The 12,385-nt window shown below is 68.1% G+C and carries 14 protein-coding genes; 10 read left to right on the top strand and 4 right to left on the bottom strand.

Annotated elements, in window-relative coordinates; all coding sequences use genetic code 11:
- Positions 1-220: 220 nt before the first annotated feature.
- Positions 221-721 (top strand): hypothetical protein, encoded by a 501-nt coding sequence (locus tag J2W22_RS18890; RefSeq protein ID WP_307119829.1) that lies wholly within the window; start codon positions 221-223, stop codon positions 719-721.
- A 15-nt stretch (positions 722-736) separates the two neighbouring features.
- Here the strand turns inward: J2W22_RS18890 and J2W22_RS18885 are convergent, their stop codons facing one another.
- The 4 genes from J2W22_RS18885 to J2W22_RS18870 all read right to left on the bottom strand — a co-directional run bounded on the left by J2W22_RS18885 (position 737) and on the right by J2W22_RS18870 (position 3,865).
- Positions 737-910 (bottom strand): YegP family protein, encoded by a 174-nt coding sequence (locus J2W22_RS18885; protein WP_307119828.1) that lies wholly within the window; start codon positions 908-910, stop codon positions 737-739.
- A gap of 203 nt (positions 911-1,113) precedes the next feature.
- Entirely contained in the window at positions 1,114-1,836 is a 723-nt protein-coding gene (locus J2W22_RS18880) for a hypothetical protein (RefSeq protein ID WP_307119827.1), read from the bottom strand.
- A 5-nt stretch (positions 1,837-1,841) separates the two neighbouring features.
- Complete coding sequence (locus J2W22_RS18875) at positions 1,842-2,921, bottom strand: NAD(P)/FAD-dependent oxidoreductase (protein ID WP_307119826.1); 1,080 nt, start codon at positions 2,919-2,921, stop codon at positions 1,842-1,844.
- Positions 2,921-3,865 (bottom strand): alpha/beta fold hydrolase, encoded by a 945-nt coding sequence (locus J2W22_RS18870; RefSeq protein ID WP_307119825.1) that lies wholly within the window; start codon positions 3,863-3,865, stop codon positions 2,921-2,923. Before J2W22_RS18870 ends, J2W22_RS18875 begins: the two co-directional genes overlap by 1 nt.
- Positions 3,866-3,914: 49 nt before the next feature.
- On the opposite strand from J2W22_RS18870, the gene J2W22_RS18865 reads away from it, so the two are divergent.
- The 9 genes from J2W22_RS18865 (at position 3,915) to J2W22_RS18825 (ending at position 12,383) form a co-directional block, all read left to right on the top strand.
- Complete coding sequence (locus J2W22_RS18865) at positions 3,915-4,388, top strand: A24 family peptidase (RefSeq protein WP_307119824.1); 474 nt, start codon at positions 3,915-3,917, stop codon at positions 4,386-4,388.
- Positions 4,389-4,449: 61 nt separating this feature from the next.
- A complete protein-coding gene (cpaB, locus tag J2W22_RS18860; RefSeq protein ID WP_307119823.1) occupies positions 4,450-5,484 on the top strand; it encodes a Flp pilus assembly protein CpaB in 1,035 nt (344 codons plus the stop codon).
- 1 nt (position 5,485) lies between these two features.
- Positions 5,486-7,195, top strand: a complete 1,710-nt coding sequence (locus tag J2W22_RS18855; RefSeq protein WP_307119822.1) for a type II and III secretion system protein family protein — start codon at positions 5,486-5,488, stop codon at positions 7,193-7,195.
- Between the two features lie 23 nt (positions 7,196-7,218).
- Positions 7,219-7,845: a CpaD family pilus assembly protein gene (locus tag J2W22_RS18850; protein ID WP_307119821.1), complete on the top strand. Its 627-nt coding sequence runs from the start codon at positions 7,219-7,221 to the stop codon at positions 7,843-7,845.
- Positions 7,842-9,131, top strand: a complete 1,290-nt coding sequence (locus tag J2W22_RS18845) for a pilus assembly protein CpaE (RefSeq protein WP_307119820.1) — start codon at positions 7,842-7,844, stop codon at positions 9,129-9,131. Before J2W22_RS18850 ends, J2W22_RS18845 begins: the two co-directional genes overlap by 4 nt.
- A 51-nt stretch (positions 9,132-9,182) precedes the next feature.
- Positions 9,183-10,163 (top strand): type II secretion system F family protein, encoded by a 981-nt coding sequence (locus J2W22_RS18840; protein WP_307119819.1) that lies wholly within the window; start codon positions 9,183-9,185, stop codon positions 10,161-10,163.
- 4 nt (positions 10,164-10,167) lie between these two features.
- Complete coding sequence (locus J2W22_RS18835; RefSeq protein ID WP_307119818.1) at positions 10,168-11,172, top strand: type II secretion system F family protein; 1,005 nt, start codon at positions 10,168-10,170, stop codon at positions 11,170-11,172.
- 68 nt (positions 11,173-11,240) lie between these two features.
- Positions 11,241-11,855 (top strand): hypothetical protein, encoded by a 615-nt coding sequence (locus tag J2W22_RS18830; RefSeq protein WP_307119817.1) that lies wholly within the window; start codon positions 11,241-11,243, stop codon positions 11,853-11,855.
- Between the two features lie 12 nt (positions 11,856-11,867).
- Complete coding sequence (locus J2W22_RS18825) at positions 11,868-12,383, top strand: hypothetical protein (protein ID WP_307119816.1); 516 nt, start codon at positions 11,868-11,870, stop codon at positions 12,381-12,383.
- The last annotated feature ends 2 nt before the right edge of the window (positions 12,384-12,385 follow it).

Genomic DNA, 12,385 nt, shown 5'->3' with positions numbered 1-12,385 from the left:
CCGCAACATGCTTGCGTGGGCGTGATCCTATCTTTCCAACAACATCAAAGAGCGGTCGATTGCGATGCCGGCCGCGAAAGCCAAGCAGGCGAAATCCTACATTGCAAGCCAGGGGAGCCGATCTGCGTCGGATGCGGAGCCACTTCGGACCGAGCCCCCCCTTGATCTGCCATCGCTGGCGCCCGACAGTCGCCCGAAAGAACAAGCCGGGGGATTTGCCATGAAGCTGCCGATCGTCGCGATGTTGGGGCTCTACCTGTCGCTCGCCCAGCCGGCGGCGGCCCAGGAGGAGGGATGGCATCTGATCGCGGCAACGCCTGAGCATGGGCTGCAGTTGACGTACGGCGCGCAATATCTCTTCGAATGCGGCGCGGAGGATGTGAAGATCACGCAGTTCGGCGTGACCCAGTTGCTGGACCTGCAGACAGGGACGAAGGTCGGCGACGGCCCCGGCGCGAAGATGACGCAGGGCGCCGCGCTCATGGCGCTCTATGGCGGCGACGGCACACCGGACCTGCGCCCCGCCACGGCGGTGGCCAACCCCGCCAAGGGCTGGGACATGACGATCCACATCGCAAAGAACGACAAGCAGCTGAAACGCCTGGGCCGCGCCCAGCTCGTTTCGCTGTTCACCACCGGCCACACGACCGCCGTTGCGATGAGCGACCAAGACCGGGCGCTCGCCACGCAGTTCGTCGAAGGGTGCAAAGGCGCCAAATAGCGGCGCCCGGAGCCCTCAGCCCTCCTCGACAGGTGCCGTGGGGCCGTTCTTCAGGATCGACTCGATCGCGTTCTTCGCGCTCGCCTTGCTCGAATAGCCCTCGGTCCAGAAGATCACTTCGGCATTGTACTTGAACTTGGCGACATACTCGCCGGCCTTGTTCTGCTCGATCACGAACTTGTGTGCCATGAACCCAGCTCCTCTTCCGTTCCGGAGCCGAAAGGTTAGGACGATTCCGCTGCGGATTGAAGCACTCGCTTAACCTGAAGCAAGGCGTTCGTCGCGCGCGGCAATCGTTTCGGCTTCAACGATCAGCGGCGAGCCGATTCTGCGGAAGATTGTTCCCCCGAGCGATCCGACCGGGCCGAGCCAGCCCAGGGCGGCCTCCGCGCTCAACCGCCCGAGGGAGCGGGCTTGGCACCCGGTGCGGCATGCCAGGGACGCGGCGCGGCGGAGGGTTTCCAGCAGGGCTCGATCGCCTTGGCGAAGCCATCGGCCCAGGCCGTCGGCGTGCCCTTGGCAATGTAGCTGTCATAGACCGCGCTGCGCAGGAAACCGGCAAATTCCACCCGGATCGTATCGGCGTGCAGCACGATGCCGATATCGTCGCTCGGCTTGGATGCCAGCAGCTCGGGTGCGATCCAGCGCGCTTCCCCCGCCTGCGACAGCGCAGCCCGCGCGCCGGCGCATTGGTCGAGATCGGCCTCCAGCCAGTCGACATTGGCATCGAGCGCCCTGGCGAGCCCGGGGCGGTCAAGCGGGCCGAGCTTGCCCAACCGACCGATCAGCGCCGAACCGCGCCAGCGCGGCCGCTCGGGCGGCTTTGCCTCGGTCCCGCGCACCATCCGCGCGATGCGCCGCGCCTCGCATCCCGGCGCGCGGCCAAGGACGCAGCCATTGGAAATGGCGATGGCGTAGACGGGAAAGGCCCAGTCGTCGCCGCGGTAGCGGATCGTCGCGATCCGGAAATACCGGCCCTGCTCGCCGAAGAAGCTGTCGGGATCGAAGGCGATATCGGTGACGCGCTGCTTGAGCGTTTGATAATCGTCGGGCTGCTGGGCCTGCGCCACTGCCGGCAGGAGCATTGCGAGAACAGCGAACCCCAGCCTACGCATCGGCATCACCCCCGGTTGAAGCGCTCCGGAGCATATCGCGCCGGGTCGATGCCCGCCACTACAGGATCAGGCGCAACATGCAGCAGCGCCGCCGCGAGCTTCGCCGCCGCCGGAGCGGTCTGGATGCCGAAGCCGCCCTGGCCGGCGCACCAGAAGAAGCCGGGCGCGTGCGGGTCGAAGCCATAGACCGGCAGGCGATCGGGGGCGAAGGTGCGCAGGCCCGCCCATTTATGCTCGAGCTTCTCGACCCGCCAGTCGACGACATGCTCGAACCGGTCGATCGCAGTGGCGACGTCGATGTCCTCGGGCTGGGCGTCGCAGGGGGGCGTCTCGATCTCGTCATGCGGGCTGAGCCACACCCGGCCGCCGGCCTCGGGCTTCCAGTAGAAGCTGCCGCCGATATGCGCGACCATCGGGCTGCCCGGCGCCGGCGCGGGATCGGTCTTGAGCTGCATTATCGTGCGGCGATAGGGCCGGATGCCGAGCGGCCGCACGCCGGCCATCTCCGCCACCGGATCGGCCCAGGCGCCGGCGGCATCGACCAGGACGTCGGCCTCGAACGATCCCGCCCGCGTCTCGATCTTCCAGGCGCCGTTCTCGCGCCGGGCGGCGAGGACGCCGGCGCCGGTGACCAGCTCGGCCCCGCCCCGCTTCGCCACAGCGAGCTGGTCGCCGTGCAGGCCGCCGACATCGATATATTCGCAGCTCGGCTCGAGCACGCCGAGCGTCCATTCGGGGCGCAGGCCGGGGATCATCGCCTGGGGATCGACCCGGCGCAGTTCGACACCCGTCCCCTCGAACTCGGCGAGAAACGCGTCGATCGCCCCGGCCTCGTCGGCGCGGCCGATATGGACCGAGCCCATCGGCTCCAGATAGGGGCGCAGCATCGGCCCCGAGGCGGTGGTGAGCGGCTGGATCGCCGGGCCGCCATAGCTTTCGGACCAGAAGGCGGCCGAGCGCCCGGTGGCATGATAGCCGGGCCGGTCCTCGCCCTCGAGCAACAACACCCGAGCGTGCGGCGCGATCTCGGCCGCGAGGCTGGCGCCGGCGATGCCGGCACCGACAATCGCCACGTCGTAACGCATCAGCGGCGCTGGGCGCGCGCGGCGAGGAACAGGTCGATCTCGCCGATCGCACGATTGCGCACCTTGTCGCCCTCGCGCAGAATCTCGTGCGCGCTTTCCTTGCCGAAGCTGACGATGCGGGCGTCGGGTAGCTTCGGAACGATCTTCAGCGCCGCCTTGGCATCGACCAGCCCGTCCGCCTTGGCGACCACGGCAAGCAGCGGCACCGGCATCTTGCGGAGCTTCGGATTGCCGGCCAGCTCGCGCATCGACTTGAACGCCTGGATCAGCCAGCGCCAGCTGGGGGGGCCGGTGACGATGTCCGGATTGTGCTGCTGCCACCAGATCTCGTCCGAATAGCGATCCTGGTCATGGGTGAGGAGGTTGGCGCGGGTCTCGGTGGTGTAGGGCTTCTCGTTGCTCTTCCAGGCCGGGCGGGTGCTGTCCCCCACCCCGCCCAGGATGCGCGCGGCCCGCTCGGCAAAGGGGCCGAGCGCGCTCTTCACGCCGAGCATCGGGGCGACGATCACCGCGGCATCGGGGCGGATCGCGCCCTCGACCAGCCCGCGCAGGATCAGGTGGCCGCCCATCGAATGGCCCATCACCACGTGCGGCCCCGGAGTCGCCGCCTCCCATTCGGCATAGAAGGCGCGCAGATCGGCGATGAACGTGTCGAAGCTGTCGATGTCGCCGCAGTGGGCGCGCGAGGTCAGCCGGCCCGAGCCGCCTTGGCCGCGCCAGTCGAACGAAGTGATCGTCCAGCCCTGCTCGTGCCAGTGATGGAACGCCTCGAGATACTTCTCGAAAATGTCGCCGCGCCCGCCCTGGAACAGGATCGAGCCGCGCGGAGTCGCGGTCTCGGCCGGCCAGGCAAAGGCGCGCAAATGCCAGCCGTCCGGGGTGCCCCAATAGTGGACCTTGGCCCCGGCGGGGATGGAACGGCGGATATCCGGGTTTTCACGCATGTCCCTTGGTTACGTTTTGATAAGCCGTCCCGTCTAGGACTTTGGCTCCATGGGGGAGCTGTTCATCACTTTGCTGCTCGTTGCGCTCGCGCTGCTGCTCGTTTCGGCGGGCATCCAGGACGCGCGCACCCGTGAGATCGCCAACTGGAAGAATGCCGCCATCGCCCTGATGGCGCCGCTCTGGTGGTGGGCGCACGGGCTGGCGCTGTGGCCGGATGTCGCGCTGCAGGCCGGCGTGGCCGCGCTCGTCTTCGCCTTCTTCGTCGGCGCCTTCGCGCTGGGGCAGATGGGCGGCGGCGACGTGAAGATGATCGGCGCGCTCGCCCTGTGGCTGCCGGTGCAGCCGCTGGTCTGGATGCTGGTGCTGATGTCGCTGATCGGCGGCGTGCTCACGCTCATCATGGTGATCGAGCGCAAATGGCGGGCGAAAACGGGGGATCCTGTGGAAATCCCTTATGGGGTGGCGATCGCAATCGCCGCGCTTCTCGTGCTTCGCGAACCGATTTTTAACCAGTTCGGGTGAATAATTAACGCTGGCGCAACCACAAACGCCTGCGTTTTTGAGAAGGCTTGGGAATAGCGAAATGGATGCACGCAAGCTGATCCTGCTCGTCGGTGCGCTCGTCGTGGCGGCAATTACCGCGTTCATGGCGCGCAGCCTGATGACCGGCGCGCCCGCGCCCCAGGCCGGAGCGATTCCGGCGGCCGTCCAGCCGCAGAACACCACCGAGGTGCTCGTCGCCAAGCGCGAGCTGCCCGTGGGCACCATCCTCGACGCCCAGTCGCTCGAATTCCGCCCCTGGCCCAAGGAGCTGGTCGAGGGCGCCTATTACGTGAAGAGCGAATCGGATCCGGCCAAGCTGGTCGGCACCGTCGTCCGCTTCCCGATCCCCGCCGGCCAGCCGGTGACCCAGGGCGCGCTGGTCAAGCCAGGCGACCGTGGCTTCCTCGCCGCTGCGCTCGGCGCCGGCATGCGCGCGGTGACCGTGCCCGTCTCGACCCAGAGCGCGGTCGCGGGCTTCGTCTTCCCGGGCGACCGCATCGACCTGATCCTCACCCAGTCGGTGAGCGGCGGCGGCGACGGCCCCGCGCTCAAGGCCTCGGAGACGGTGCTGCGCAACCTGCGCGTGCTCGCCACCGACCAGAAGACCGACAAGCAGACCGACGACAAGGGCAACACCATCGTCAACACCTATTCGACCGTCACGGTCGAGGCGACGCCCAAGATCGCCGAGAAGATCGCGGTGGCGCAGACCATCGGCACGCTCTCGCTGTCGCTGCGCTCGATCGCCGACAATCAGGGCGAGCTCGAGGATGCGATTGCCAGCGGTGACGTCGACGTGCCCGCTGACGGCGATCCGAAGAAGGAAAAGGCGATGATCGCCAAGGTCGCGGCGCGTCCCCAGGAGGGCGCGACCACCTTCGCCACCGGTGCCGACGTGTCGCGCTTCCAGCGCAGCACCGTGCCGGCCAAACCGCGCGACATGGGCCCGGCGGCCGTCGCCGGCAGCCCGACGCCCGGGCAAAGCTATCCCGGCGCCGCGACTCCGCGCGGCCCGGTCGTGACCATCGTCCGCGGCAATGCCGAGACCGCCGTTGCTCTGGGGGGCAAGAACTAACATGACTGGCAAGCTGCTTCTGAAGCGCTCGCTCGCCGCGATCGTGTCGACCGCCCTGGTCGGCATGCCGGTGACCGGCTTCGCCCAGACCGCCAAGGCCAAGCGCCCGAGCCAGGCGCGCGCCAATGTCGGCGTCGCCAACCTGCCCTCGGGCACCCAGCGCCCGAGCAGCGAGATCCTGCTCTCGATCGGCGAGGGCCAGCTCATCACGCTCCCGGCCAATGTCGCGAACGTCTGGACGTCGAACCCCGGCGTGGCGGACGTCTATGTCAACAATCCGCGCCAGATCCACCTGTTCGGCAAGGAATTCGGCGAGGCGACGGTGTTCGCCACCAGCGCTTCGGGCGCGGTGATCTTCTCCACCAATGTCCGCGTCGCGCAGAACATCACCTCGATCGACCGGATGATCCGGCTCGCCATGCCCGACACCGACATCCAGGTGACCACGGTCGGCCAGATCGCGGTGCTCAACGGCACGGTGCGCTCGCCGCAGGACAGCGAGCAGGCCCAGCGCCTGGTCACCGGGCTGCTCAATCCGGGCGTCAACGTCAACGATGCCGCCGCGCAGCTCAAGATCGCAGTGATCAACCGGCTGAAGATGGCAACGCCGCTGCAGGTGCAGCTCCAGGTGAAGTTCGCCGAGGTAAGCCGCAGCTTCGTCAAGAATGTCGGCGTGAACTTCACGACCAAGGATCCCACCGGCGGCTTCCAGTTCGGCCTGGCCCAGGGCCGCAGCCCGGGCTCCTTCTCGGCCGCCGACCTCGCCAAATACCCGACCGCGACGATGACGCAGAATGGCGTGACGATCACCGGCGCCTATGATCCGTCGACCGGCCAGTTCGTCAATCCGCGTGCCAGCGGCCTGGCCGACATCACCCGCGGCTCGGACAACGCCACTGCTGGCCTGGCCGGCAAGCTGTTCGGCCTCGACGTGCTGTCGGCGATCGACCTGGGCGAGACGATCGGCCAGGTGACCACGCTGGCCAATCCGAACCTGACCGCACGCTCGGGCGAGACGGCCAATTTCCTCGCCGGCGGCGAGATCCCGATCCCCGTCGCGCAGGGCCTGGGCACCACCACGGTGGAGTACAAGCAATATGGCGTGAGCCTGGCCTTCACCCCGACCGTGCTGTCGGACGGCCGCATCTCGCTGCGCGTGCGCCCCGAAGTGTCGCAGCTGTCCTCGGCCGGCGCGGTGCAGCTCAACGGCGTCACCATCCCCGCGCTCACCACGCGCCGCAGCGAGACCACGGTCGAGCTCGGCTCGGGCGAGAGCATGGTGATCGGCGGGCTGCTGTCGAACAACCACAACAACTCGATCTCGAAGACCCCGGGCCTGGGCGACGTGCCGATCCTGGGCGCGCTGTTCCGCTCGAACGGCTTCCAGCGCAACGAGACCGAGCTGGTGATCGTGATCACCCCGTATCTGGTGAAGCCGGTCAACGCGAACCAGATCGTCCTGCCGACCGACGGCTACAAGGCGCCGAACGACTTCGAGCGCGTCTTCATGGGCTCGCTCGGCGGCGCCCGGAGCGGCACCGACCGTCCCAAGCCGAGCATGGCGCCGGCGGATGGCCAGCCTTCGGTGGGCGCCTTCTCGCCCGCCCCGACCAGCCAGCCGGCCGCACCGGTCCAGCTGGCTCCGGCCCCGCAACCCAACCGCAAGCAGAAGAAGGGCGGCGCCTCGGCGGCCCCCGGCTTCGGCTTCTGACCCGATCGACGAGGAGATCGCCCGTGCTTCCGCGCTTCACTCCCCTGCTCGTCCCGGCGCTGCTGCTCGCAGGCTGCGGCACCTATAATGGCGGCGTAGAATCGGTTCATCAGCCGGTTGTCCAGCGTAACGACTATGTGCTCGACCTGCAGACCACCGGCTATGGCCTGGCCGCGGGCGAGAGCCAGCGCCTGGCCGGCTGGATGTCGGCGATGGGCCTTCGCTATGGCGACCGCGTCGCGATCGACGACGGCGCCAATGGCGCCACCGGCCGCGACGAAGTCGCCGCCGAGGCCGGCCGCTACGGCCTGATGCTCGCCGATCGCGCGCCGGTGACCGCCGGCCAGATCGCCCCGGGCACCGTCCGCGTGGTTGTCACCCGGATGACCGCCAATGTGCCGGGCTGCCCCGATCACTCGCGCCAGGCCGAATATACGTTCGAGGCGAGCACCAGCTCCAACTATGGCTGCGCCAGCAATGCCAACCTCGCCGCGATGATCGCCGACCCGGCCGATCTGGTCCGCGGCGCGCCGGGCTCGCCCACTGCCGACCAGGCGACGAGCGCCAAGGCCGTCGGCGCCTTCCGTTCGGCCGCGCCCTCGGGCGGCGGCGGCGCCACGTTGAACTCGGGTGGAGGGTCGCCGAAGTGAACGCTCCTTTCAATCCCGCCCGCGCCGGGCATCGCGATCCGTTCGTTGCGTTCGTCTGCGACGAGACGACGGCGGAAGTGCTGCGTCCGATCGCCGTCGAGCTCGGCTGGTCGCCGGAAAAGGTCAACAAGGGCGGGCTGCGCAACGCGGTCCAGACCCTGTCGGTCTCGGCGAGCCCGAACATCCTGTTCGTCGACCTGTCCGAGAGCGGCGATCCGCTCAACGACATCAATGCGCTCGCCGAAGTCTGCGAGCCGGGCACGGTCGTGATCGCATCGGGCCAGGTCAATGACGTGCGCCTGTACCGCGACCTCGTCGCGAGCGGCATCCATGATTACCTGCTCAAGCCGCTGAACCCGGATGCCCTGCGCGATGCCTTCGCCCAAGCGCAGACCGCGCTCAACGCGCCGAAGCTGGCCGAGGCCTCGGCCGACCGCCCGCACTGCGCGGTGGCGGTGATCGGCACGCGTGGCGGCTCGGGCGCCTCGACCGTGGCGACCTCGCTCGCCTGGTTGATGGGCGAGCGCCAGAACCGCACCACGGCGCTGCTCGACCTCGACGTGCATTTCGGCACCGGCGCGCTGGCGCTCGACCTCGAGCCGGGCCGCGGCCTGACCGACGCGATCGAGAATCCGAGCCGTATCGACGGGCTGTTCATCGAGCGCGCGATGGTGCGCGCTTCGGACCGCCTCGCCGTGCTCAGCGCGGAAGCGCCGATCAACTCGCCGATCATGACCGACGGCGCGGCTTTCTATCAGCTGCAGGAAGAAATCCGCACCGCCTTCGAGTGCACCGTGGTCGACCTGCCGCGCTCGATGCTGGTCAATCACCCGCACCTGATCACCGACGTCCAGGTCGCCGTGCTGGTGACCGAGCTGACGCTCGCCGCCGCGCGCGACGCGATCCGCATCCTCAGCTGGTTCAAGTCGAACGCCCCGCAGACCCAGGTGATCGTCGTCGCCAACAAGATCCAGCAGGCGGCGGTGCTTGAGATCAGCCGCAAGGACTTCGAAGGCTCGATCGAGCGCAAGATCGACTTCCTGCTCGGCTTCGATGCCAAGCTGGCCGCACAATCGGCCAAGCTGGGCAAGCCGATCGCCGAGGTGGGCAAGGGCAACAAGGCCATTGCCGGCCTGAGCGACCTCGCCCTGCGCATCGCCGGCATCGCCGATTCGGGCGCCGACGAGAGCACGAGCAAGGCCAAGAGCAAGGGCGACAAGCCCAAGGGCGGCGGTTCGCTGCTCGACAAGTTCAAGGTGAAGATGCCGGTAAAGGCAAAGAAGTAACCATTGCGCGGCTAGGCTGCGCGATGCTCAGCTAATCGGAGACGGTGCGGCGTGGACATGCTGCCGGTATTGATGCTCGCTGGAGGCACCTTCCTGGTGCTCGCGCTGATGGTGTTCGCCTTTTCGGGCCCCTCGGCCGAGCGCGCGGGTGCGCGCCGCGTCAAGTCGGTCCGCGAGCGCCATCTGGTGAGCGTCACCGGCAGCAACGCTATGGAAGCGCAGATGCGCCGCGTCGCCGCCGCCCGCGCCACGCGGATGGACGTGACCGCCGCGCGTTTCCTGCCCAACCCGGCGCTGCTCCAGAAGCGGCTGAACATGACGGGCAAGCCCTGGACGCTCGGCCAATACATGATGGTCAGCGCAGGTCTCACGCTGGTGCCCGCGGCATTGATCCTGCTGCAGGGCCTGCCGATCCTTCTGGCGCTGGGCGTCGGCCTGTTCCTCGGCGTCGGCCTGCCGCATTTCGTCGTCGGCTTCTTCATCAAGCGCCGCGTCGCCAAGTTCACCGCCAAGTTCCCCGACGCGATCGAGCTGCTCGTCCGCGGCCTGCGCTCGGGCCTGCCGATCACCGAGACGATGGGCGTGGTCGGCCAGGAAGTCGACGGCCCGGTGGGCGAGGAATTCCGCGCGGTCAGCGACAAGATGAAGATCGGCAAGTCGCTCGACACCGCGCTGCAGGAGACTGCAGACCGGCTCGGCACGCCCGAATTCCAGTTCTTCACCATCACCATCCAGATCCAGCGCGAGACCGGCGGCAACCTGGCCGAGACGCTCGCCAACCTGGCCGACGTGCTGCGCAAGCGCGCCCAGATGAAGCTGAAGATCAAGGCGATGTCGTCGGAATCCAAGGCATCCGCGCTGATCGTCGGCGCGCTGCCCTTCATCGTGTTCACGCTCGTGTGGTTCATCAACAACAACTACATGGCCAATTTCTTCAAGGACGAGCGGCTGATCATGATCGGCGGCGGCGGCCTGATCTGGATGGGCCTGGGCGCCTTCATCATGGCCAAGATGGTCAATTTCGAGATCTGATGCGATGACCCCTCCCGCCTCCGGCCCCACGCTGCTCGGTATCGACGTCATCTGGGTGGCGACGATCCTCTCGGCCGTAGCCGCCCTCGCGGTGATGCTGGCGATCTATGCCGCCACCACGGTGCGCGATCCGATGGCCAAGCGGGTCAAGTCGCTCAACGAGCGCCGCGAGCAGCTGAAGGCGGGCATCACCGCCTCCACCTCGAAGCGCCGCGCCAAGCTGGTCCAGAAGAGCGAAACCACCGACCGGATCCGCTCGCTGCTTTCCTCGATGAAGGTGCTGCAGGACAGCCAGGTCAAGCAGGCGCAGACCAAGCTGCTCCAAGCCGGCATCCGCCGCAAGGAATTCGCGGTCGCGGTGATCTTCGGCCGCCTGGTCCTGCCGATCGTGTTCGGCGGGCCGATGCTCTACATGGTCTATGGCACCGAGATGTTCGCGGACTGGAGCCCGATGAAGGCGTACGGCCTGGTCGCCGGCACCTTCATCCTCGCCTACAAGTTCCCGGACCTGTACCTGAAGAACAAGATCCAGAAGCGAAGCGCGGCGATCCGCAAGGGCCTGCCCGACGCGCTCGATCTGCTGGTGATCTGTGCCGAAGCGGGACTCACCGTCGACGCCGCCTTCCACCGCGTCTCGAAGGAACTGGGCAAGGCCTATCCGGAGCTGGGCGAGGAGTTCCAGCTGACCGCGATCGAGCTCGGCTTCCTGACCGATCGCCGCCAGGCCTTCGAGAACCTGGCCGAGCGCATCGACCTGGATTCGATCCGCGGCGTGGTCACCACGATGATTCAGACCGAGAAATACGGCACCCCGCTCGCCTCGGCGCTGCGCGTGCTTTCGGCCGAGTTCCGCAACGAGCGCATGATGCGCGCCGAGGAAAAGGCAGCCCGCCTGCCGGCGATCATGACCGTGCCGCTGATCCTGTTCATCCTGCCGGTGCTGTTCATCGTCATTCTCGGCCCGGCGGCCTGCTCGATCAACGACGCGCTGATCTCCAAGGGCCCTTAACCAATTTCGGTGGCGCGACCTGCCCGGGCGGGATAGCTTCCCGCCCGACTAAGGGGAGGGTCGACTCGATGCATGATTTGCCGTTCCAGACGATCACCCAGCTCGCGGGGCTGGGCCTGACGCTGATCGCCGGCTGGTTCCTGGGGCTCGCCAGCCATAGCGGCGGCCGCAAGTGGCGCGAGCGCCTGCAGGAAGAAGAGATCGACAATGCCGGCTATCGCGACCGCGCCGAGAGCGACCTGCGCGACGCCGCCCGCCGCATCCGCGACCTGGAAGCCGAGAATGCGAAGCTGAAGGCGGCGACCGAGGCCCCTGCCCCGGTTGCGGCGGCACCGGTTGCCGCGCCCGCCCCTGCTCCCGAGCCCGAAGGCCATTCGACCGCCACCGTCGCGGCGGCTGCCGTGGCCGGCGCGGTTGCCGGTGCCGCGGTCACCCATGCGGTGGAGAGCCATGCCGAAGCCGAGCATGCCGAAGCCGAGCCGGTCGCGGCCGCCGAACCGGTGACGCCCGAGACTGTCGCTGCTGCAGAGCCTGTTCCCGCCGAACCGGTGGCACCTGCCGAGCCGGAACCGGTGCACGCCGAACCCGTTGTGGTCGAGACGGTCGCAGCGGAGCCCGTACATGCCCAGCCGGCAGGGGAACCCGCCCAGGCCGAGCCGTCGCATCCCGAGCACGCCCACTAAGGTCTACAGGTCATGGCGCTTCCGTTCGAAACCGCGACGCAGTTCGCGGCACTGGGGCTGACTCTGGTCGCCGGCTGGTTCCTGGGGCTGGCCAGCCGCTCGGGCGGGGCGAAGTGGCGCGAGCGCTATCAGGACGAGGAACTGGAGCACGCGCGCTATCGCGACGAGGCCGAGGAGCGTATCCGCGCGCTCCAGGCCGAAGTGAAGACGCTGCGCAGCCAGGTGCCCGCCGCAGCGCCGGTGGCCGACGACAAGCCGGGCGCCGCCTGGCGCGGCTGGTTCGGCTGGGGCCGCGACAATCTGGTGCGGATCAGGGGCATCGACGAGGCGCGGGCGAAGCGGCTCAACGAGCTGGGCATCAAGACCTATCGCGAGATCGAGAAGATGGCACCGGCCGACGAGGCGGCGCTGGAGCAAAGGCTAGAGCTGCCCGCCGGAACGATCGCCGAACAGGGCTGGCGCGAACAGGCCGCGCTGCTCGCCGCGGGCAACGAGCGCGAGCATGCGGAGAAGTTCGGGCAGGGCTGAGG

The organism is Sphingomonas kyeonggiensis (assembly GCF_030812785.1).
Taxonomy (GTDB): domain Bacteria; phylum Pseudomonadota; class Alphaproteobacteria; order Sphingomonadales; family Sphingomonadaceae; genus Sphingomonas; species Sphingomonas kyeonggiensis_B.
Note: the sequence above shows the minus strand (reverse complement) of the source record. Positions and strands in the feature narration are given on the sequence as shown.

Excerpts from the sequence above, each read along its gene's own strand:
- J2W22_RS18885 (WP_307119828.1), bottom strand. The coding sequence starts at position 910 with ATGGCACACAAGTTCGTGATCGAGCAGAACAAGGCCGGCGAGTATGTC.
- J2W22_RS18890 (WP_307119829.1), top strand. The coding sequence starts at position 221 with ATGAAGCTGCCGATCGTCGCGATGTTGGGGCTCTACCTGTCGCTCGCC.
- J2W22_RS18880 (WP_307119827.1), bottom strand. The coding sequence starts at position 1,836 with ATGCGTAGGCTGGGGTTCGCTGTTCTCGCAATGCTCCTGCCGGCAGTG.
- J2W22_RS18855 (WP_307119822.1), top strand. The coding sequence starts at position 5,486 with ATGACTGGCAAGCTGCTTCTGAAGCGCTCGCTCGCCGCGATCGTGTCG.
- cpaB (WP_307119823.1), top strand. The coding sequence starts at position 4,450 with ATGGATGCACGCAAGCTGATCCTGCTCGTCGGTGCGCTCGTCGTGGCG.
- J2W22_RS18835 (WP_307119818.1), top strand. The coding sequence starts at position 10,168 with ATGACCCCTCCCGCCTCCGGCCCCACGCTGCTCGGTATCGACGTCATC.
- J2W22_RS18875 (WP_307119826.1), bottom strand. The coding sequence starts at position 2,921 with ATGCGTTACGACGTGGCGATTGTCGGTGCCGGCATCGCCGGCGCCAGC.
- J2W22_RS18865 (WP_307119824.1), top strand. The coding sequence starts at position 3,915 with ATGGGGGAGCTGTTCATCACTTTGCTGCTCGTTGCGCTCGCGCTGCTG.
- J2W22_RS18870 (WP_307119825.1), bottom strand. The coding sequence starts at position 3,865 with ATGCGTGAAAACCCGGATATCCGCCGTTCCATCCCCGCCGGGGCCAAG.
- J2W22_RS18825 (WP_307119816.1), top strand. The coding sequence starts at position 11,868 with ATGGCGCTTCCGTTCGAAACCGCGACGCAGTTCGCGGCACTGGGGCTG.
- J2W22_RS18830 (WP_307119817.1), top strand. The coding sequence starts at position 11,241 with ATGCATGATTTGCCGTTCCAGACGATCACCCAGCTCGCGGGGCTGGGC.